Genomic DNA, 22,839 nt, shown 5'->3' on the forward strand with positions numbered 1-22,839 from the left:
GTTTTTGCACATTAGAATAGATTTCAAGGTAAAATTGAGTGATGGCAAGTTTTCAAAAGTATTTTCTAGCAATTGTTCCTGGAGGCGAATTACAGGAAAAAGCAACTGCGTTAAAGTTGGAGTTGAAAGAACGTTTCAATATTAAGTATGCCTTGAAATCTCCTGCGCATATTACCCTAAAGATGCCATTTACTTATAACGAAGCTAAGGAAGATTATTTAATTGAAAAGCTACAGGAGTTTATGATTGATTATTCTCCTTTAGAATTGACAATAGGAGGTATTGATACTTTTGGTAATCGAGTGGTCTTTTTAAAAGTAAAAGGAAATGATGATTTGTTTCAGCTTCAAACTAATTTGAAATCTTTCTGCAAAAGAGAATTGAAGCTAAATGAGGAGTTAAGCGATAGAAACTATCATCCGCATATGACTTTGGCATTTAAAGATTTGAAAAAAAATTCAATACCAAATATTATTAAAGTTTTGGATTCACAACCTATTTTTGAAAAAATCGTTGTTATGCAATTTTTTTTGCTAAAAAGAGCAAATGGGAGGTGGTTTATTCATAGAAGTGTTGATTTTGGAGAAAAAAACCAGTGATTATTACTGTTATTTATCCAAAATACCGAAATTTTGTTCCGTTTATAAAAAAAATTTGTAATTAATTAAATTTTGTAATTCAGATACTATATAGAATAATATTCTGATTCATTTGAACGGGGAAAGGTAGTTCTCAGAATTAAATTGGGTAAAATTGTTTCGTTTTTAGTTTACTACGAATATTGTTTTGTGTTTTATGAACTAAACAATTTTTAGAACTATATCAAATTTTTTAAAGTCGATTATTTAAAGATATTTTTTAAAAAATCTCAGAATTTAATTACTGCTTTTACCAAGAGAATAGATGGTTTATATGGAAAATTGATGTGTAAACATGTGAACCATATAAAAAATAAATTTTTCTACAAATAACCATATATAATTGCCTTCTAAATGCTTTAGAGGCCTGTTTGAATCTTTTTACAATTCAAACTTTCAGAGGATATTCGCCGCACGATAGTTAAAAAAACTAAATAATCGACCTATGAAGAAAGTTTTATTAGGCTTGGCGTTTACACTTCTGACAGTCATGTCAGTTTTGGCGCAAAGCAAAACAATCACTGGTAGGGTAACTTCGGCTGAAGAGCCAGAAGGAGTACCAGGAGCAAGCGTGGTGGTGAAAGGAACCACACAAGGAACAATTACGGATTTGGATGGAAGTTATTCTATTCAAGTTCCAAGTGAAGCAACCACTTTGGTCTTCAGTTTTGTAGGATATCTTTCCAAAGAAATGCCTATTGGATCCAGCAGCGTGATCAACGTGGTCATGGATGTGGATGTGAAAACTTTGAATGAGGTAGTAGTAGTAGGTTACGGTACTCAGGAAAGAAGAGAAATTACCGGTTCGGTAACTTCCATTGATAGCAAGTCCATTGAAAACTTGGTATCTCCATCTTTTGAATCTCAATTGGCTGGTAGAGCTCCAGGTGTGCAAATCACTACTCCATCTGGTATTTTAGGTGCTGCACCGATTATCAGAATCCGTGGTATCAACTCTATTTCTTCCAGCGCAAGTCCATTGATCGTAATCGATGGTGTACCAGTTGTAAGCAGCGACAGATCTTCTGTAAACGCTGCTAACCCATTGGCAAACATTAACCCAGCAGATATCGCTTCTTTCGAGGTTTTGAAGGATGGTTCTGCTTCTGCAATTTATGGTTCTAGAGCAGCAAATGGTGTCATCTTGATTACAACCAAAAGAGGTGCTTCTGGTAAAGCAAAAGTGTCTTACAACACTTCTATGGGTTTCAATGAGGAAGTGGATCGATTCGACTTATTGACTGGTGATGAGTGGGTAACTATTGCCAATGAGAAAAGAACGAATGCCAACCAATCTCCATTGGCAAATCCAGGTGTTAATACCGACTGGCAAGATCTAATTTTCAGAAAAGGATTTACTCAACAGCATAACCTATCTATTGCTGGTGGTTCTGATGCTACGAAATATTTCTTCTCTTTGGGTTACACTGATCAGGAATCTCCAGTAAAACCTAATGAATTGAGCAGATACTCTTTCAGAGCAAACATTGATCACAGTATTTCCAAAGCAGTAAGAATCGGTACTTCTCTTTCTTACTCTTTCACAGAAATTTTCGGTTTGAACAATGGTGCAAACTCTCTTTCTGGTGCGATTTACAATGCGACTCGTTCTTTGCCTAACGTGCCGATTTACGATGCTGAAAACACAGCATTTGACGGATTCAATGTAACAGCAAACGGTGCGACTACCGGTTTTGGTGCAAACCTAGCTGGTCCTGACAACAATATTCCAAACATTGGTTTTGTCATTCAAAACAACTTGTACAGAAGCCGTACTCATAGAGCCATTGGAAATGCCTATGGAGAAGTAGACATCATCACAGGTTTGACTGCTAGAACTCAAATTGGTATTGATTTGACCATGAATGATGACTTCCAATCTTTGGATCCAAGACATGGTGATGGTAGAAGCTCTAACGGTTCTATGTTCATGGCTTACAATCCAGCATTCCGTTGGAACTGGCAAAATACGTTGAATTACCAGACTGTCATTGCAGATGACCATAACTTAAACGTTACTGGTGGTTTAGAATATCAGTTTACTAAATTCTATAATTTCTCTGCTTCAGGAACTGACCTTTCTGATAACTTCTACAGATTGAACAACTTGATTTCTGGTTCTTACAACAACCAATTCTCTGGTGGTGGCTATGCTGAAAGAGGGTTCGATTCTTATTTCGGTAGATTCAACTATTCTTACAAAGGAAAATATCTTGCGTCTTTCACTGTGAGAAATGATGGTATTTCTGATTTGGCAATTGAAAACCAAAGAGGTACTTTCTTCGGTGGATCTGTGGGATGGAGAGTTTCTGACGAAGCGTTTTTCAACTCTGAATTAATTTCTGATTTCAAAGTTAGAGCTTCTTATGCTGAAGTAGGTAATACTGAAATTGGTACATTCGCTGCTTACGGTGGTTATAGCCCAGTATTGGGTGGTGCTGGTGCAGGTATCGGTTATGCTGCAATTGCGAACAATAACCTACAGTGGGAAACTTCCAAGAAGTTCAACGTTGGTTTGGACATGACCATTGGTCGTGTAACAATCGCTGCTGATTATTTCAAGAATGACATTGATGGTTTGATCCTAGATGCTCCAACTGCACTTTCTCTAGGTGTACCAGGAAATAACATTAGCCAAAACATCGGTTCTATGACCAACTCTGGTTTGGAATTGAGAGCATATGCGAATGTAATCAACAGAGGTAACTTCTCTTGGGATACTGACTTCAACATTACCTTCATCAAAAATGAAGTAAATGAATTGATTTCTCCATTGACTGGAACTTACAACAGAACTGAAGAGGGTAATCCAATCGCTCAGTTGTACGGTTATCAGTGGGCAGGTGTGAATCCAGCTAATGGTAACCCAATGTATGTATCTGGTGATAATATCGTACAGTACAATTTGGTTCCAGGTGCATTGGGTTATAAGGCTTATGATCCAGCTAATCCAGGTGATGTTTCTGTTGCAGGATCTGCTCCAACTCAGGAATATTTAGGTAATACCCTTCCAAAGTGGCAAGGTGGATGGTCAAACAACTTCAAGTTTGGCAACTTTGATGCTGAAATCTTTACAAGATTCTCTGGTGGTAACTACATCATGAATGAATCTGTAAGAGGTCTATTGGGTCAAGGTTTCTCTAACAACCATGCAAGCATCTTGAACAGATGGACTGAAAGTGGTCAGGTAACTGACGTACCAAAATTATACTCTGGTCAGGACCAAAACATGTGGCAAAATTCTGCTGCGAACTCAAGATTTGTAGAGAAAGGTGATTTCGTTAAAATCCAAAACATTGTAGTAGGTTACACTATTCCTGCTGCTGCTCTTCAAACTGCATTCAATGGAGCAATCTCCAATGCTAGATTCTTCGCACAAGTACAGAATCCATTTACTTTCACTGGTTACTCAGGATTGGATCCAGAGTCTAACCAGTTCTCAGGTCAGCTGAGCTTCGGTGTAGATTGGAACGTGGCTCCAATCATTCGTACTTACACTCTTGGCCTGAACGTAGGTTTCTAATTTATAAAACCGAAAAAGAAGAATTACTATGAAAAAATTCACAATAAAAAATATCAAAATGGGTTTGGTAGCCCTAGCAATTGCTGGTTTTACCACTGCCTGTGATGTAACTGAATTGACTCCGGCCAACTTGATTCCTGATTCAGAGGCGTTTTCTACTGCCGCAAGAATTGAATCTGCGGTACTAGGTGTCTATGAATCTGCTCAGCGAGGTTATTACAACAACGCTGTACAAAGAGGTTATCCTTTTGGAGCAGCCAACGTGGAGCAGGGTGACATGCGTGGTGAAGACATGTACAACGACCAGTTGTTCTATGAAATCACTTATGTAGGGTCTTATAGCCCTAACTCTGCCAACAACAATGGTATGTGGATCTCTCTTTACAGAATGATCAACAGATTGAATATCATTTTGGAGAATTTGGATATAGCTGTTGCAGACGGAGTTTTGACTTCTGAGCAAGGAGATAACTACAAAGGTGAAATGCTTTTCTTGAGAGCGTTGGCGCATCATGAATTGTTGGTTCACTTTGCGAGACCTTATTCTGATGATCCATCTTCATTAGGTATTCCTTATAGAACTTTTGGTATCGATGATGTAACCAAAGTTCCAGACGGAGAAGCGGTAGGTAGAACTACAGTAGGTGAGGATTACACTCAATTATTGGCTGATTTGGATGCTGCAGAAAGCTTATTGTCAGAAGACGATGCATTTAGAGCAAACAAAGGTGCTGCAATCGCATTGAAGTCAAGAGTTAAATTGCACATGGGAGATTGGGCAGGTGTATTGACTGAATACAACAAGCTTACTTCTATGTATGCTCTTACAGCTAATCCTGCTACTCCATTTAGAGGTGGTAACAGTTCTGATAACATCTTCTCTTTTGTTAACTCTGCAGAAGCAAACCCAGGTGTAAACGGTGCGTTGCCTTCCATGTATGGTAACCCTGATTTGGGTGCTAGAGGTTTGGTGAAAATCAGCCCAATTATTTGGAGATCTGAATTTTGGCATGAAGAAGATACCAGAAGATCTGCTTTAACTACTCGTAGCGGAACAGGTATTTTCACTGACAAATATCAGGATGCAACAACCTATACTGATCCTAATGTGATTTTAAGATTTGCTGAAGTAGTATTGAATGCTGCAGAAGCAAACGCTAGAACAGGTAAGTTGGCTGAAGCAGTAACCTTATTAAACTCTGTGAGAAGCCGTGCACTTCCTGCTTCAGTTCCAGCTTATACTGTAGCTGGTCTTGGAAATGAAGACGGCGTATTAACCGCAATCTTCAACGAAAGAAGAATCGAATTCTTGGCAGAAGGTAGAAGATGGGCTGATATCCATAGATTATCTGGTGAAGGAAGAATGAGCGGAGTACCTGCTAAGGCTACTTCTAGATCCATCACTAACATCGATTTCTATACAACTGACAGAGAAATCCCAATGGATCACTCCATTGATTATTCCAGTCACTTGTTTGTTTGGCCAATTCCATTGGCTGAATTACAGACCAACAATACTGCTCCTATTCAGCAGAACCCAGGTTATTAATAAAAGCCTGTTTAATCAAGTGTTTTAAAATCCGGCCCCAGGGCCGGATTTTTTATTTTTATAAGTGAGAGTTTTTTCCTTCTTCTTTCCAATTCTTGAGTTTTTTTACCAAAATCTTTAAATGAAATACCACACATCTTCATTCTTTGAGGCATTTATTGGATATTTCACTAAGTTTTCAACTCAGAAATAAATCAGAACCACATGCGTGCTTTTATCCTATTTTTATTTTTCACTACTACAGCTGCTTTTGCGCAACAAAATAGCCTGAAACCACTTCGGAATTCTATTGAGACCCAGACAAGAGTGATTCGACAGGATGTTCCGATGACTAATTCCATCCGAAAGGCATTTGCAGAAGGTACAAGAGACTTTTCAGGGACTCCAGGACCAAATTATTGGCAGTTAGAGACAGATTTCACCATTCAAGCAAGTTTGGATCCATCCACACAGACCATCACTGGTTCAGAGAAAATACTTGTTCACAACAATAGCAAGGATGATTTAAATCAAATCGTTTTAAGATTAGACCACAATATATTTAGAGCGGATGTTCCTCGTGGATTTTCTACTCCGGCCGAGCAAACAGAGGGGATGATTGTAACACGCTTGCAAGTAAATGGGGATGTGGTGGATTTGAATGCTGCTCCTTCTCGTAGAAATGAATCTCCTCAGCTTCGTGTTTCAGGACTAACAAGGACGGTAGCTGTAATCACTTTGGAGGAGCCAATTAAAGCGGGTATGACTGCAGAATTGGAAATAGATTGGAATACAAAATTACCGGGTGGTCCAAATGGTAGAGGGCATAGAATGACCCAGCGTTTTGATAGTACCTTATTCCAGCCTACTCAATGGTTTCCTAGACTGGCTAAATATGACGATCTAAGAGGGTGGGAAACGAATGATTATTTAGGACCAGCTGAGTTCTTTAATAATTTTGGAAAATTCGATGTGTCTTTGACAGTGCCTGCAGGATGGATTGTATCTGGAACAGGTGTTTTACAAAACCCAGAAGAAGTTTTGACTCCAAAAGCGATCCAGCAACTTTCAAAAGTTCTGGAGTCTGATGAGGAAATTACCATTGTTGGAGAAGAGGAAAGAGGTCCCGGTAAATCCACCGTGGATGGAGACCAGCTGACTTGGAGATTTGTAGCTGATAAAGTAAATGATTTTGCTTGGGCTACCTCCGATAGATTTATATGGAAAGCTACTAGAGCCATGATTCCAGAGAAGGGTCCAATTCCTATTCATATGGTTTTTATTCCTGAAAGAGCTCGATATTTTGAAAATGCGGCTGAGAGAACCCGCCATGCATTAGAGTTTTACTCCAAGCTTTGGGCACCTTATCCTTTTCCACAATTGACTTTGCAGGATGGTCCAAGCGCCGGAATGGAGTACCCCATGGTGATCAATTCGAATCAGGGTGCTGCAGACCATGAAACAGCCCATCAATGGTGGCCGATGATGTTAGGAACCAATGAGACTCGATATGGTTGGATGGATGAAGGGTTTAACCAGTATATGAATATATTGTCAGCAGCAGATGCGGCAGGAGAACCTTATGATTTAGATGGTTACGGTCAAAGCTATGGCATGATGAGTGGCAATGAGGATGAAGCTCCTTTGATGTGGAGTGCAAACTATGCTGGAACTGGCTATGGCTTTCAAACTTATCGAAAAACACCCCTGATGTTGTCCATGCTGGGAGGAATTGTTGGTGATGACAAGGTGATCGATGCCATTCGAAAATACACTGCTGTTTGGGCATATAAGCATCCATCTCCATGGGATTTCATGTTTTTTATGAACCATCAATTAGGAGAAAATCTTGAGTGGTTTTGGTATTACTGGTTATTTACTACAGAAACTGTGGAAGGCTCAATTCAGGATGTAAGTTCGGAAGGAGAAGTAACAACCGTAACCATTAGGCAAGATGGAGCAATGCCATCTCCTATCGTATTGAAGGTGGAATTTGAAAGCGAAGGCCCTGCCATCAAACCTATTTCAAATGGGAAAATGATCGATGCTACTACCATGGAAGTTACTTGGCCAGTTACTGTTTGGTTTGATGGAGATAGAACTTTTAAAGCTAAGATGGATTTAGGGGATAGAAAGATCAAGAAAATCACGCTTGATCCCTATCGTAGATTCCCTGATAAAAACATAGAAGATAATACCTGGATTAGGTGAAAAAATTATGGTTGCCTGGAAGATTCTGATTTCTGGATAATCAGTAATTGTGGATCAAGCCCATGTCTTGTGGTGGAATTACCCAAGAAATAATACCAAAAAAAAGAAAAGGCTCCTTTTCACTGGAGCCTTTTATGACAATGACGATAGGTATCAACTAAACTAAGAAAAGCCTTACTCTCCGTGTGAGCTGCAAGACAAGTCCGTGTCATCGCACTCTTAAATACTGATTTAGTTACACAAGGTTCCCCCTTTATGATTTTTTATGATTTTAGGCCTAAAACCCCTCCAATCGGGCATTTTTCAGGATAAATGAAATTTTAGGAAGTGCTTATTTTTGTTCACTACTGAAACATTGTACGCTTATGAAATTGGGCATATCATAGAAGGTGTCATCTCCGTAATAAGCTGCTGCACATCCCAAATATTGATAGCAGGTACTGATGATATTGTTTTTATGACTTCTGGAATTCATCCATAGAATCAATACTGATCTTGCGAAAGAAATATAGGTATGGGGAACGATTTCTTCTCGTTTTGAACGGGTTACATAGGTGAATATACCACTGGGACCAGGAGGGTTCACTTTTCTCCCATATTCATATTGGAGTCCATTGCTTGAGCTGATATTTTCTGCATAACAATAAGGGTCTAGCCCTTCCAGTTTCAGACGATCCGTTAGCAACTTTTTGCCTGGCACTTTGCTGTAGTGAGAGTAGAAATCATAGGCAACCATGTCATCTGCATGGTCTTTGGCAACTTTTTCTGCAGCAGGAAGATGTTTAAACAGGGGAAGCCTTCTTTTTTGACGCATTTCATTGGTGACATAAAAGATGGCTGCATGTAATAAAGGTCGATCGATGTTCTGAAAATCGATGGGCTTATAAATCGCCTCTAATTGAAAGAACTCCTGTACTGAATATTTTTCGTAGTCTTTTTCCGACCAATTTTGGGCAGATAATCGGAAACAGCTACCAAGAAATAGGATGATGAAAAGAAAGCGAAACAAGGGAATAGTTTAATTTGACTTCTTCTCTTTTGACGAAAAAAATGCCAAAATAGTATTCCGAAAAATTTCTTTTAAAACTCCAAGCTTTCAGATTCATGCCCTTTTCTCAAGAGCATACTTTTAGGACTGTTTCCTTTGACATACACATGCACAATGTTTTGCTGGGCTTCGTGCTCAGTTAGCAAAATTGAATTTTGGACTTTGATGGAATGGTCAAAGCTAGTGCTGGCAGATTCTATATAAAACCAAATGGCCTCTTCTTCCACTTCATATCCGAGAATATTCAAAGAAACCGGTTTTCCATCTACCCAGATTTTATTGTGATCTAATAGATATGCATTGACTTGTTTGTTGAACTGATCTTTGTCCGCAGGATTTAAAACATCGATGTTAGCATCGTGAAATTCCTCTAATGAGATTTCCAGATCATCCCAAAATATTTTTTGTGCGATTTCTAATTTTTGGCTGTTTTCATTGTATCTGATCTCCGTGAGACTTAAGAAGAATGGGTGGGAAAATGCCAACCATCCCCAAGAAATCAGACATATATAAAGATGATGCATTTGGTAAGAGTCTTTTGTCTTTTGTGGGAATAATCCTGTATAATTGCCGCTAATTTACTTCATGAGAAGTAGTTCTACCCTATATGAGTTCCTTTCAATTGTATTTTCGCCTGGGTGTTCAACATATTTTGGACATACAAGGTTACGATCATATTTTATTTGTCTTAGCACTCTGTGCTGTTTTTATACCAAGGGATTGGAGAAAGATCATCGTGTTGGTGACCGCCTTTACGATTGGACATTCCATTACACTTGCTTTGGCCACTTTCAAAGTCATCCAAGTCAATACGGAATTGATTGAGTTTTTGATTCCTGTGACCATTGCAATCACTGCTTTTATCAGTCTTTTACGGCCTAAACCTGCCTCTGGAAAGGGAGTAAGCATCAATTACATTTTTGCTTTATTCTTTGGTCTTATTCATGGCCTTGGTTTTTCCAACTACCTAAGAAATCTTTTAGGGCAAGAGATGTCTATTTGGCAACCCTTATTGGCTTTCAATTTAGGCTTGGAATTAGGACAAATTGTAATCGTGGGGGCCTACCTGCTAGCCACCTCCATTTTAGTGGGATTGGTTGGTGTAAGTAGGAAAGAATGGACCTTGATCGTATCCTCCTTTGTGTTTGGGATATCCCTGATGTTAATGTTAGAAATGAAATTTTGGTAATAAATCACCTTATAGTTATATGAAGAAAATCGGATTAATCGCTTCTTTGGCATTATTGAGTGTTGCAGGAGTTTTTGCACAACAACGATCTGAGCAAAACCATGCAGAACGATTTGAGCAGTTGGGGCCTATGCTTCGGACACCAAATGTTTACAGAACAGCCTCAGGAGCTCCTGGCCATATGTACTGGCAGCAACAGGCAAATTATGTGATCAATGTTGAACTGGATGATGAAAACCAATCCATCAAAGGTTCAGAAAAAGTAACCTATATCAATAATTCTCCTGATCAATTGACCTACTTATGGGTTCAGCTGGAGGAAAACCAACGTGGCGCAGATTCCAGCACACCAAAAGTCGCTGAGAGTTCTATCAACAACAGAATGACTCTTAGAACTCTTGAAGGCATCATCTGGGCAAATGAGGACTTTGGATATAAAGTTTTGGAAGTAACGGATGCCAAAGGAAATCCATTGCCAGTGACTGTGAACAATACCATGATGCGAATTGATTTGCCAACGCCATTGAAGGCAGGTGATTCATTTACCTTTGGAGTGGAATGGTCTTTCAATATCACCAATCGAGTAGGGTATATTTCAGGTCGTCCAGGATATGAATATTTTGAAGAGGATGGAAATTATCTCTACACCATGGCTGAGTGGTTCCCAAGAATGGCGGTTTACTCTGATTTTGAAGGATGGCAAAACAAGCAATTTTTGGGTAGAGGCGAGTTCGCTTTGGTTTTTGGTAACTACGAAGTAAATATCACGGTACCTGCTGATCATATGGTGGGTGCGACAGGAGTCTTACAAAACCCAAATCAAGTGCTTTCATCAACAGAGTTGGAGCGTTGGAACAGAGCGAAGCAAACTTATGATGCTCCAGTGGTAATCAGAACACAGGAGGAAGCTACGGAACTAGAGAAAGGAAAAGCTACTGCCAAGAAAACCTGGAAATTCAAGGCCGAAAATGTGAGGGATTTTGCTTGGACCTCTTCTAGAAAATTCATCTGGGATGCAATGGCTGTGAAGCAAGGCGGCAAAGATGTGATGGCGATGTCTTATTATGGCAAAGAAGCAAATCCACTTTGGGGTCAGTATTCTACCAGAGTAGTTGCCCATACAATCAAGTCTTATTCAAGTCATACTTTTGATTACCCTTATCCAACTGCCATCTCTGTGGAGGCTGCCAATGGAATGGAATATCCAATGATCTGTTTCAATTACGGTCGTCCTGATGCTGATGGTACCTATTCTGAAGCGGTGAAAAACGGAATGATCGGGGTAATTATCCACGAAGTTGGTCACAATTTCTTCCCGATGATTGTTAATTCTGATGAGCGTCAGTGGACTTGGATGGATGAAGGCTTGAATACCTTCATGCAATACATGGCGGAGCAGGAATGGGATAGGAATTTCCCTTCTAGAAGAGGCCCTGCACATAAGATTGTTCCTTATATGAGAAGCCCAAAAAATACCTTGGAGCCCATCATGACCAATTCTGAAAATATCGTTCAATTTGGTCCAAATGCTTACGCAAAGCCAGCTACTGCGCTGAATATATTGAGAGAGACCGTGATGGGTCGTGAGTTGTTTGATTATGCTTTCAAAGAATACGCAAGAAGGTGGATGTTTAAGCACCCTACTCCTGATGATTTATTCAGAACTTTGGAAGATGCTTCTGCAGTTGATTTGGATTGGTTCTGGAGAGGTTGGTTCTATGGAACAGAGCCTGTGGATATTGCAATTGAAAATGTAGCTTGGTTTAAATTGGATCAGCGAACTCCTGCAGAGAAAGCTGCCGATGCCAAAGCAGCAGCTGAGTATGATGAGACCAATGTGTCTAGAACTGCCAACATGAAGGATGTTCCTCAAACTGTGATAGAAGCTGATCCAGAGACACGTGATTTCTACACCACCTACAATCCATTTACGGTTACTCCTGCTGAGGAGGAAGCCTATGAAAGCTTCATGGCGAGCTTATCTCCAAAAGAAAAAGAGTTGTTGAATTCAAATATGAATTTCTATGAACTCAACTTCAAAAATGTGGGTGGATTGGTAATGCCGATAATTTTGGAGTGGCAATACACTGATGGAACTTCTGAAATCGAACGGATCCCTGCAGAGATCTGGAGAATGAATGAAACCGAAGTAACAAAAGTTTTTGCCAAGAAAAAGGAAGTAAAACAGATCGTTTTGGATCCTTTAAGAGAGACAGCGGATATTGATGAGTCCAATAATTACTGGCCAAGACAATACCAGCCTACGCGTTTCGAATTGTTCAAAGGTTCAGGAGCTGTAAGAGGAACTTCTACAGGAAGCAACCCAATGAAAAGAGCAAAAAATAATTAAGAATTAGTATAGATATAAGAAAAGCCGGCGAGAGTCGGCTTTTTTTGTTTTTGTTTTTGGACTTTAGCCGCAAAGACCGCTAAGAGATTGCAGAGGAAAATTACAGCTCTTCGAGTTTTGTAGCCTCGAAGCTAAATCCTGAGATTTATTATTTTCAATAGGGATATAATTATAGACCTAATTCTTCATTTATCTAAACTGATCGGATTAGAAATCCTATAATATAGGTTCAGGATTGTATCCACGAAAGTAATCGAGACCTGGACAGCAACTTTATCAAGTTTTTGATTTTCAAGGTATCCTTCAATCCCTAATTTTTGGAGAGCCCTTTGCATTTATAAATGAGACTAATTGATTTCTAAATTTTAAAACCCTTAAAAAAGGAAATGGAAAAGCTTCAAGCTCGAATTTTGTTTTTACTTTTATTTCTCACATTACCTCATTTGGTCAAATCCCAATTTAGGCTCAGTTTGGAGTCTGGGGCTGCTTTTTCGCAGTATAATGACGTTAGGGTTCCAAATGGAGAATCAAATTCCGGGACACTATTTTCCCTTCAGGATGATTTCAATCCTATGACTACTGCTTTTTTCAGACTGGAAATGAGCTATCTGATTAAAGGTAAACATACAGTCGAATTGACGGCAGCTCCCTTACAGATTGGGTATCAGGATTCACAACTTGAGGAAATAAATTTCGCTGGATCACTATTTTCAGGAGAAGGAATTGATGGTTCTTATCAATTTAATACCTATCGGGCCAGCTATAGATATCGCTTAGTGGGCAATAATCAATGGATCTTGGATTTGGGAGCTACTATTTTGGCTAGGGACGCTCGAATAGCACTTGAGCAAGGTGAGTTGCAGGCTGAGGATACGGATTTGGGCTTTGTGCCATTACTCAGCTTCAATTTGAATTATACTCCAAAAAATAAACTCTCGCTAGTTTTAAAAGGTGATGCTTTGGTAGGCCCTCAAGGGAGGGCTGAGGATATTTTTGCAGGGATAAACTACCCGATTGGAACAAAGGGCCTACAACTTAAAGCTGGCTATCGTCTAATAGAAGGAGGAGCCGACGTGGATCAAGTATATAATTTTGCCTACATTCATTTTGCCAGTCTAGGATTGATGTATGATTTTTCTTTCAAATAGAAACTATGGTATAAGTTCAGGATTGCATCCAGGATATTAATCGAGACCTGAACAAAGCGGGCTTTATCCCTAAGTAGTTTCTTTCCGAATCCACTTTTTCTTAAAATCTCCTTAGGAATGGAAGTACAGGATAATTTCTTTGTTCAAAAAGGTTATTTTGAGCAATCAAAACCCAAAACCTATCATGTCATGAATCGAAAGAATTTCATTTTCACCCTATGTATCGTGTTTTCATTTTTTTTGAGTAGTTCTCTATTTGCTCAAAAAAGAGATATCTATGAATTAATTACCTACCATATCGAATCGGCAGACCAAGAAGCGATGTTGGATGCTTATTTGGAAAATGCCTTTATTCCAGCGGCCCACAGACATGGAGTATCCAATGTTGGAGTGTTCAAACCTATAGCTTCCCAGCCTGATGCTGGTCAAAAAGTATATGTATTTATTCCCTTTAAATCTTTGAGTGAGTTTGAGGCATTTGAGGGGAAACTGCTGAAAGACCAAAAATATCTTTCAGATGGTGATGCCTATATCAATGCGGCATTTGATAATCCACCTTACAAAAGAATGGAAACTTCCATCATGAAGGCTATGACAGAACATCCAAAGTATGCTCCTTCTAAATTAACCAATTCAAAGAAAGATAGAATTTATGAATTGAGAAGTTATGAAGGACCTACAGAGAGATTGTATCGTCAGAAAGTGAAGATGTTCAATTCAGGAGAGATGGAGATATTTGACCGATTAAACTGTAGCCCTGTTTTCTATGCTGAGACGATTGCTGGTGCGAATATGCCCAATTTGATGTATATGACCACCCATGAGAATATGGATGTCAGAAATGAGCATTGGAAGCAATTTGGAGTGGATCCAAAATGGGTTGAAATGAGAGATATTGAAGAATACAAAAACACGGTTTCCCGAAACGATACCCGATTGCTATACCCTACAGATTATTCAGATTTATAAATAATTCTTAATTATATCAGGCTTTCGAGGCTGTTTCAAAGATTTTCTATTTTCACCTTTCGACTCAGTTCAAGGTGTCATCTTAAATTATTGAAACAGCCTCTTTTTATTGATTGATCTTTCTGGCAATGGCCTCAAAAAGCTTCACACCAGTTTCAATTAGCTCATCTGGAAAATCATAGGTAGGTTCATGGAGTTGTGGACAGTTTTCACCGGAACCCAATCCAAATAGGTAGGCAGGACCAGACTGACTGAACAATCCAAAATCCTCGGACCATCGGAATGGTTCTGGTTTGTCGTAAATGTCGAACCCTAACTCCTTCATGGTAGACTCTGCGATAGTTGCTGCTTCTGGATCATTCTGGGATACAGCAAATTCCTCTCTATAAGAAATCTCAAATATCAGCTTTTCACTTTCCGAAATACTTTTCACTTTCTCCTCAATTCGTTGGATTAAGATGTCTAATTCTTCCTGATCAAATGCTCTGATGGTCAAACTTAAGTATCCTCGCCCTGCACTGGTGCCAAATGCCAAGCTTCCAATCTCTGCATGGATGACAGTCACTAAGGCAAATCCGTTTAATTTCTCAGGGAGCTGAGGAAGTGTTTGAATGAGTTGCGCAATGGCATTGGCAGGATTTATTCCGGCTTCAGGATGAGCTGCATGGGATGTTTTTCCAGTTAATGTGATGGTCATGCCGATACTTCCTGCAGCGAATGTATCTTTTCGAATAACCAATTGATGTAAAGGAAAACCTGGAAGGTTGTGTAGGGCAAATGCAAAATCAGGTTTGATTCTTTGAAATTTAGGATCCTCCAAAATTCTTCTAGCTCCTTCTCCGGTTTCTTCAGCAGGTTGGAATAATAACACCAATTCTCCTTTTTCAGGTCTTTGCCCAGCTAATTTTTCACCCAATCCGCAGATAATCGCCATATGACCATCATGACCACAAAGATGTCCTTTCCCGTCTATCTTACTTTTATAGCTTGGATTTCCAGATTCCTGAATGGGAAGTGCATCCAATTCAGCTCGAAATAACGTTCGCGGGCCAGCAGTTTTCCCTTTAAAAATAAATGCAAGACCAAACCCTCCCAAGTTTTCTATCACTTCATCTGGTCCCATTTTAGAGAAAAAACTAAGGATTTTAGAAGCGGTATTTCCCTCTTCACCGGCGATTTCTGGTGTTTGATGTAGTTCTTGTCGTAATTGAATGAGTTGGTTTAAAATCATTTTTTTGAAAATTTCCACCAAGGTAAAGACCTGATTTTCTTTTGGAACCATTTTTGACGAAAAAAAATAGCCTAGGATCAGGAACTTTTCAAGATCTGGGGCTATTTTAGAACATCACTTCAACCCTTAATCTAACTTTTATGAGCGAAGCACAAACTCAAGACTACAACGAGCAGATCAAAGCTTTGGAAGCACAAATCACCGGAGACATGTTTGCAGACATGGAAATCCGTGATCAGATCCACAATTTGAAAATGAAAAGAGATGGCATCAAACCAGAGGGATCTGATTTTGAATGCGTAGGTTGCGGAAGTTAATTCCGAAAAATAGTGGCACGTTACTTTATTATATACAAACCCTTCGGGGTATTGAGCCAATTTTCAGGAGAGGGGCATACATTAGCCTCTCTTTTTGATTTTCCAAAGGAGGTATATCCTGTCGGTAGATTGGATAAAGATTCGGAAGGTTTGCTTTTAATCACAGATGATAAATGGCTGAACCATCACTTATTGAATCCGAGATTTGGTCATCAACGAACCTATTTAGCCCAAGTGGAGGGGATTCCTACGCCAGAAGCATTGAAAGCCTTGGGTAACGGGGTTCGGATAAACGTGGACCGAAAAGATTACTTAACCAAACCTGCCATTGCAAAACTTCTCCCTGAAGCCCCTGAGTTGCCAGATCGGGACCCTCCTATAAGGTACAGAAAGAACGTTCCAGATTCCTGGATAGAATTGACCTTGATTGAAGGGAAAAACAGACAAGTCCGAAAAATGACTGCTGCTGTTGGCTTTCCTACACTTCGTTTGGTACGTAAGTCTATGGAAAAAATCAATATTTTGGGTTTCAAAGTGGGGGAGGTTCAAGAGCTGGATCAAGAAACCGTCTATCACAAGCTAGGATTGACTGGCTTTAAGGAAGCTGCGAAACAATATCAAAAAAGGCCGAAAAGGTCTTAAAAAATCCTAAATTTCCTTTCTACACGAGGCTTTACCGCTTCTAAGATTTAAGATTGTCCTTTGGGACTTTTTAACTTATTTTAGTCCCATCGCATCGTATAAAATCCTCATCCATGCATCAGGAAAAAATTCAAGCAGTAATAGAAGAAGTAAAAAAGGTGGTCGTAGGACAAGACCGGATGGTCAATAGATTGTTGATCGGCCTCTTTACCAATGGACATATATTATTAGAAGGTGTGCCAGGACTGGCAAAAACCTTGACTGTGAATACACTCGCAAAAGTCTTACACCTAGATTTCAATCGAATTCAGTTTACGCCGGATTTGTTACCAGCGGATTTGATCGGGACCATGATCTATAATCAGCAAACAGGTGATTTTGAAGTAAAAAAGGGTCCCATATTTTCCAATTTGATTTTGGCAGATGAGGTGAACCGATCTCCTGCCAAAGTTCAATCCGCTTTATTAGAGGCGATGCAGGAGAAACAAGTAACCATTGGAGAGACTACGTTCCAATTGGATCGGCCATTTTTGGTACTTGCTACTCAAAACCCTGTGGATCAAGAAGGAACCTATCCGCTTCCGGAAGCACAGGTCGATCGTTTTATGATGAAAGTCCATATTGACTATCCTAGTAAAGCAGACGAAATGGAAGTCATGAGAAGGATGGCTAATATGTCTTTTACCAATGAAGTGAACCCTATGCTTTCCAAGCAGGACGTATTTGATATTAGAAATCAGATCAATGCAGTAAAAATTGCAGAGCCTTTGGAACACTATATAATTGAATTGGTATTTGCAACAAGATTTCCAAATCAATATGGTTTGAACAATGAGGCCAAGTACATCATGTTTGGGGTGTCTCCAAGAGCGAGTATCAATTTAAACTTGGCTGCCAAGGCTGTGGCCTACATGGATGGCAGAGATTATGTATTACCAGAAGATATCAAAGAGATAGCTGAGGATGTGTTAAATCACCGAATTATTCTGAATTATGAGGCAGAAGCAGACGGAATTAATACAAGAGACCTTGTAAAAATATTAATGGAAAAAGTCCCGATTAATAAGTCGGTAACATTCTAATAACATTAGAACCTATTTATTTGGGCTTCCTGCGATGGAAGCCTTTTTTTATGCTAGAATTATTAATTCAATATTAAATTCTGTCAATTTTTTTAAAAAAAGCATAATTCAAAAAATTCTATTGTGCTGATTAATTGAATCACTTTTGTATCATCAAAAGAGAACGAAACCACAATTCAATTAATAACTCAATGAAAAAGTTTAATTCCCTATTCATCCTATTCGCAGTGACCGTGTTCGGTTTCACTAGCTGTATAGAGGGTAATGACAAGCCAACACCAGTTACTGAACCTGAAGACACAAGTAATGTACTGGTAACTTCCAACATTACAACCAATACCACTTGGGAAACTGGTAAAGTCTATGTCCTAGGAGGTAGAATTTCAGTTACTGCTGGAAATACATTGACTATCCAACCTGGAGTAATTGTAAAAGGTGAGGTTGGTACTGGTTCCAATGCTACTGCTTTGATCATTGCTAGAGGAGCAAAAATTGATGCGCAAGGAACTGCAACTTCTCCTATCATTTTCACAACGGTTGCTGATGAAATTATGCCTGGTGAGATTGCATCGCCAAACTTAGAGCCAAATCTATCTGGTCTTTGGGGTGGATTGATCATCCTCGGTAATGCTAAAGGGTCTTTTGCTGGAGATGTTACTGAAATTCAAATTGAAGGTATTCCACCATCAGATACTAATGGTCTATATGGCGGTACAAATGATGAAGATAACTCAGGTGCTTTGAAATATGTCTCTATTCGTCACGGTGGAGCTAACATTGGTGAAGGTAACGAAATCAATGGTTTGACACTTGGAGCTGTAGGTTCTGCTACGGTGATCGAAAATATCGAAGTTATCGGTAACCAAGATGACGGAATCGAATGGTTCGGTGGAGCTGTCAACGTGAAAAATGCATTGGTATGGAATCCAGGTGATGACGCTTTGGACACAGACCAAGCTTGGGCAGGTACTTTGGATAACTTCATCGTAATCGCAGGTAGTGAGACAGATCACACATTGGAAATCGATGGTCCAGAAGGTTCTGCTGCTGCAGGTCATACCTTAAAAAATGGATCAATTAAAGGTAATGATGTTGCTGAACTAGGTGACTTCAGAGATGGAGCCAGAGGAACTTTCGAAAACATCTACTTCTTTGGATTTGCTGATCCAGCGACTACAGATGGAAGAGGAGATCTATCCCTTAGCGGCGATAAGACATTAGCCACTTTCGCTGATGGTGAATTAAAATTCATGAACCTTGAAGCTACTCTTGCTGAAGGTGTAACTCTTGAAACAGTATTTAAGGCAGGAACAGTTGATTTTGCAACTGCAGTTGCTGCTGGTGCTAATACAGTTGGAGCGGATAAGTCAGCATTTGCTAGCTGGACTTGGGCTTCTGTAGCTGGTGAATTAGCAGACTTCTAATAATAAAACAAACCTTTTAGAAAAGGGAAGAAAGGACTTGCAAGGTGTCTTTCTTCCCAATTCTAGAATCAAGTTACTATCAATTTGCTGTATGAAAAATAAATCTACAAACCCGTTCATGGCACGTACTATTGTTGTCCTGATTATTCTGGTATTATCCCAGATTATTGCGGGATTCGCATTTGCACAAACAGGAACTATTCGTGGAACCATCTTCGAAGAAGGTACTGGAGAGCCTCTATTTGGAGTTTCTGTGCTTGTTAAAGAAACATCTACTGGAGCAGTTACTGACTTCGATGGTAAATTCGAAATTCAAGTACAACCTGGAACTTACTCTTTAGCTATTTCTTATATCTCATATGCCACTGTTGAATTGACTGGTGTTGAGGTAAAAGCAGGAGAAGTAAATGTATTAAACGACATCTCCATGGCTGAAGAAGCCTCTGAATTGGAGACTGTAACGATTGCTGCCACTGCAATCAGAACCACAGAATCAGCTTTGATGTCTGTTAAAAGAAATGCAGCCAACTTAATGGATGGTATTTCTGCAAGTACTTTCCGTCAAATCGGAGATGGTGATGCTGCTTCTGCTGTGAAGCGTGTTACAGGTGTCTCTATTGAAGGAGGTAAATATATCTACGTTCGTGGATTAGGTGATAGATATACCAAAACTGTATTGAATGGAGTAGATATTCCTGGTCTTGATCCGGATAGAAACTCTATTCAAATGGATATCTTTCCAACGAATGTGATCGACAATATTATTGTATCCAAATCATTCACTGCTGAGTTACCAGCTGATTTTACTGGTGGGGTAGTAGATATTGAAACAAAAGATTTTCCTGAGGAAAAAAATATGAAGTTGAGCTTGAGTGGAGGAATTAACCCTTCTATGCACTTCAACTCTAACTATTTAAAATACGATGGTGGAAGCACCGATTGGTTAGGTTTCGATGATGGAACCAGAGAGATTCCAACAGGAGGAAGAACTGATATTCCACAATACGGGGATGTAGTTGGTAATCCAAACGGACCAAAAGGATTAGAGTATCAGGAGATTCTTGGTAATTTCAACAAGACCTTAGGTGGATATAGAAGCAATAGCTTGATGGATATGGGAGTAAGCTTCTCTCTTGGAAATCAAATCGCCAGATCAAGAGCTACTTGGGGATATAATTTCGCCTTGACTTATAAGAATGAGACTGAGTTTTATCAAGATGCAGAATTCAATCTTTTTGCCAAGCCAAGAGAGTCTACTCAAACTGAGTTAGAATCATTAGAAAGACAAAAGGGTGACTATGGTGTCAACAACGTATTGTTGGGTGGTCTAGCAGGAATTGCTCTAAAGACTGATAATTCAAAGTTTAAATTGAACTTGATGCACCTTCAGAATGGTGAATCTAAAGCTGGTGAATTCGAATTCGAAAACACCAACCTTGGTGCAAACTTTACTGCAAAGCAATATAACTTGGAATACAGCCAAAGAGCATTAACAAGCGTTCTTTTAGGCGGTACACATTACTTGAATGGAAGAGATTGGGAAGTAAACTGGAAGTTAGCTCCAACTCGTTCTACAATCAAAGATCCAGATATTAGGTTCACAAGATTTAGAGTTCCGGAAAACACCATCTCTACGGAAGTAGGTTTGCCAGCTAGAATCTGGAGAGATCTAGAAGAATATAGTGTGGTAGGTAAATTGGATGTAGCAAGAAATCTTTCTCTATTCCAAAGAGATGCGAAAGTGAAATTCGGTACTAACTATGTATTCAAATACAGAGACTTCAACATTCAAAGTTTCCAGTTTGCTACAGGAAGCACAGAGTTTACTGGAGATCCAAACGAGATTTTACTTCCAGAAAACCTATTTGCTGCAGATAACAGAAACGGTGTACGATACAACGCGGACTTTATTCCGATCAACCCAAACAAATACGAATCCATTGCTACCAACATTGGGGGATATGCTTCTGTGGAGGCAAATCCAGCAAACAACTTGAAAGCTATTCTTGGTTTGAGAGTAGAGCAGTTTAATCAGTATTATACTGGTACTAACCAAACAGGAACTATCAATTATGACTTAGTGACCATGTTGGATGATTTAGATTTCTTCCCAACTGTCAACTTGATCTACAACTTGAAAGAAAAGCAAAACTTAAGATTCTCTGCTTCTAGAACCATTGCTAGACCATCTTTCAAAGAGTTGTCTTATGCTGAAATCTTGGATCCTATCACAGGAAGAACATTTATTGGAGGCCTATACCCTGAAACTACCAATGGAGGTTCTGAAGTATTATGGGATGGAAACTTGGTTTCTACTCGAATCAATAACTTCGATTTGAGATGGGAAGCATTCCAGGATAGAGGTCAAATGTTCTCTGTAAGTGCATTCTATAAGTCTTTTGACAAGCCAATAGAAATGGTCCAGTTCCTTTCTGACCCAGGTACTTTCCAACCAAGAAACGTAGGAAACGGATCAGTAGCAGGTTTGGAATTTGAATTCAGAAAGTCCTTGAAGTTTATCGCTCCTAAATTGGAGAACTTCAATTGGAATACGAACGTGACTGTAACTAGATCTCAGATCAAAATGTCTGAGTCTGAATACAGATCAAGAGTATTGACTGCAAGAGAAGGACAGGAAATTAAAGATACTCGTGATATGGCTGGTCAGGCTCCTTACATCATCAATACAGGGCTTAGCTACCAATCCTATGTGAATGGACTTGAAGCAGGTATATTCTATAATGTTCAAGGATCTACATTGAACTATGTAGGTTTCGGTAACAGAACTGATACTTATACTGTACCATTCCACAGCTTAAACTTAAATGTGAATAAGACGTTTGGAGCAGATGAAAGATTCCAGGCTGGATTCGGTGTACAGAACTTATTGAATGACAAAAAAGAAATGGTGTTCAAGTCTTATGAGGCTCAAGACCAAATCTTTACAAGATTGTCTCCTGGAACTAAAATCACAATGAGAGTTGCCTTCTCATTCTAAAATAATTACACAACCACAATGATTAAGGGCTCCCAATTTTGGGAGCCTTTTTTTATGTTAATCGCTTGATAATTTCGTCATTTCCAGGAAAGTCTCTGATCAACTCCTCTTTGCTGAAAAGTTCAAAATCTTGAAAATCAAAACCAGGAGCAACAACACAAGAGACTAATGCGTAGCTGTCCGGTTCATCCACTGTGCTCCCGAAGATTTTTTCGGCTGGAACTAGATGTTGAGGACTGGAGCCAGAAGTAGTCTTTACTGGACCTAAGGACAACTGATGGTGAAATCCTCCATCCAAAATATGAATGGTCAATGGGCTACCCTCATGCCAAAACCAGTGTTCATCGCTTTGTATTCGATGGAATTTTGAAACATTGGAGGAGGTCAAAAGGAAATAGATCACGGTACAGAGATTGCGCTCCCCATTTGGGCTTTTTACCAAATCCAGAGATCGATACGTTTCTTTAAAGAAACCGCCTTCTGGATGAGGAAGTAACTCTAATTGAGCAGCCAAATGTGCGATTCTATCCTGAACGTTCAT

Annotated in this window: 18 protein-coding genes; 13 read left to right on the forward strand and 5 right to left on the reverse strand. The window is 39.3% G+C overall.

Annotated features, from left to right (window positions below; translation table 11 throughout):
• Nucleotides 1-41 precede the first annotated feature (41 nt).
• The 3 genes from BUR11_RS16490 (at nt 42) to BUR11_RS16500 (ending at nt 5,710) form a co-directional block, all read left to right on the forward strand.
• On the forward strand, nt 42-599 hold the full coding sequence (locus BUR11_RS16490) for a 2'-5' RNA ligase family protein (RefSeq protein ID WP_074226065.1): 558 nt from the start codon (nt 42-44) through the stop codon (nt 597-599).
• Between the two features lie 484 nt (nt 600-1,083).
• Complete coding sequence (locus tag BUR11_RS16495) at nt 1,084-4,161, forward strand: SusC/RagA family TonB-linked outer membrane protein (protein WP_074226066.1); 3,078 nt, start codon at nt 1,084-1,086, stop codon at nt 4,159-4,161.
• Between the two features lie 28 nt (nt 4,162-4,189).
• Nucleotides 4,190-5,710, forward strand: coding sequence for a RagB/SusD family nutrient uptake outer membrane protein (locus BUR11_RS16500; protein WP_074226067.1), 1,521 nt, complete (start codon nt 4,190-4,192; stop codon nt 5,708-5,710).
• An 11-nt stretch (nt 5,711-5,721) separates the two neighbouring features.
• On the opposite strand, the gene BUR11_RS21195 is transcribed toward BUR11_RS16500, so the two are convergent.
• Complete coding sequence (locus tag BUR11_RS21195) at nt 5,722-5,865, reverse strand: hypothetical protein (protein WP_159439237.1); 144 nt, start codon at nt 5,863-5,865, stop codon at nt 5,722-5,724.
• Between the two features lie 49 nt (nt 5,866-5,914).
• Here BUR11_RS21195 and BUR11_RS16505 point away from each other — a divergent pair, with 49 nt between their 5' ends.
• Entirely contained in the window at nt 5,915-7,900 is a 1,986-nt protein-coding gene (locus tag BUR11_RS16505; RefSeq protein WP_074226068.1) for a M1 family metallopeptidase, read from the forward strand.
• A gap of 331 nt (nt 7,901-8,231) precedes the next feature.
• On the opposite strand, the gene BUR11_RS16510 is transcribed toward BUR11_RS16505, so the two are convergent.
• Entirely contained in the window at nt 8,232-8,909 is a 678-nt protein-coding gene (locus BUR11_RS16510) for a CAP domain-containing protein (RefSeq protein WP_074226069.1), read from the reverse strand.
• 71 nt (nt 8,910-8,980) lie between these two features.
• Entirely contained in the window at nt 8,981-9,472 is a 492-nt protein-coding gene (locus tag BUR11_RS16515) for a DUF6702 family protein (protein WP_074226070.1), read from the reverse strand.
• Between the two features lie 83 nt (nt 9,473-9,555).
• Here BUR11_RS16515 and BUR11_RS16520 point away from each other — a divergent pair, with 83 nt between their 5' ends.
• The 4 genes from BUR11_RS16520 to BUR11_RS16535 all read left to right on the forward strand — a co-directional run bounded on the left by BUR11_RS16520 (nt 9,556) and on the right by BUR11_RS16535 (nt 14,604).
• Nucleotides 9,556-10,137: a HupE/UreJ family protein gene (locus BUR11_RS16520; protein ID WP_074226071.1), complete on the forward strand. Its 582-nt coding sequence runs from the start codon at nt 9,556-9,558 to the stop codon at nt 10,135-10,137.
• A gap of 19 nt (nt 10,138-10,156) precedes the next feature.
• Nucleotides 10,157-12,487, forward strand: a complete 2,331-nt coding sequence (locus BUR11_RS16525) for a M1 family metallopeptidase (protein ID WP_074226072.1) — start codon at nt 10,157-10,159, stop codon at nt 12,485-12,487.
• A 386-nt stretch (nt 12,488-12,873) separates the two neighbouring features.
• Complete coding sequence (locus tag BUR11_RS16530; RefSeq protein WP_074226073.1) at nt 12,874-13,635, forward strand: hypothetical protein; 762 nt, start codon at nt 12,874-12,876, stop codon at nt 13,633-13,635.
• Nucleotides 13,636-13,752: 117 nt separating this feature from the next.
• Entirely contained in the window at nt 13,753-14,604 is an 852-nt protein-coding gene (locus BUR11_RS16535) for an NIPSNAP family protein (RefSeq protein WP_234982183.1), read from the forward strand.
• 106 nt (nt 14,605-14,710) lie between these two features.
• On the opposite strand, the gene BUR11_RS16540 is transcribed toward BUR11_RS16535, so the two are convergent.
• The gene (locus BUR11_RS16540; protein WP_234982184.1) at nt 14,711-15,886 is read right to left on the reverse strand and encodes an amidohydrolase; all 1,176 of its coding nucleotides are present in this window, start codon (nt 15,884-15,886) and stop codon (nt 14,711-14,713) included.
• A gap of 89 nt (nt 15,887-15,975) precedes the next feature.
• Between BUR11_RS16540 and BUR11_RS21240 the strand changes: the two genes are divergently transcribed.
• From BUR11_RS21240 to BUR11_RS16560, 5 genes are all read left to right on the forward strand, one after another.
• Nucleotides 15,976-16,152, forward strand: coding sequence for a hypothetical protein (locus BUR11_RS21240; RefSeq protein ID WP_200800418.1), 177 nt, complete (start codon nt 15,976-15,978; stop codon nt 16,150-16,152).
• Between the two features lie 12 nt (nt 16,153-16,164).
• The gene (locus BUR11_RS16545) at nt 16,165-16,794 is read left to right on the forward strand and encodes a pseudouridine synthase (protein WP_074226074.1); all 630 of its coding nucleotides are present in this window, start codon (nt 16,165-16,167) and stop codon (nt 16,792-16,794) included.
• Between the two features lie 113 nt (nt 16,795-16,907).
• Nucleotides 16,908-17,876, forward strand: a complete 969-nt coding sequence (locus BUR11_RS16550) for an AAA family ATPase (protein WP_074226075.1) — start codon at nt 16,908-16,910, stop codon at nt 17,874-17,876.
• Nucleotides 17,877-18,067: 191 nt separating this feature from the next.
• Entirely contained in the window at nt 18,068-19,300 is a 1,233-nt protein-coding gene (locus BUR11_RS16555) for a hypothetical protein (RefSeq protein ID WP_074226076.1), read from the forward strand.
• Nucleotides 19,301-19,418: 118 nt separating this feature from the next.
• Nucleotides 19,419-22,298: a TonB-dependent receptor gene (locus BUR11_RS16560; RefSeq protein WP_074226077.1), complete on the forward strand. Its 2,880-nt coding sequence runs from the start codon at nt 19,419-19,421 to the stop codon at nt 22,296-22,298.
• Nucleotides 22,299-22,350: 52 nt separating this feature from the next.
• Here the strand turns inward: BUR11_RS16560 and BUR11_RS16565 are convergent, their stop codons facing one another.
• Nucleotides 22,351-22,839, reverse strand: coding sequence for a cupin domain-containing protein (locus BUR11_RS16565; RefSeq protein WP_074226078.1), 489 nt, complete (start codon nt 22,837-22,839; stop codon nt 22,351-22,353).

Source organism: Algoriphagus halophilus (assembly GCF_900129785.1).
Lineage (GTDB): Bacteria > Bacteroidota > Bacteroidia > Cytophagales > Cyclobacteriaceae > Algoriphagus > Algoriphagus halophilus.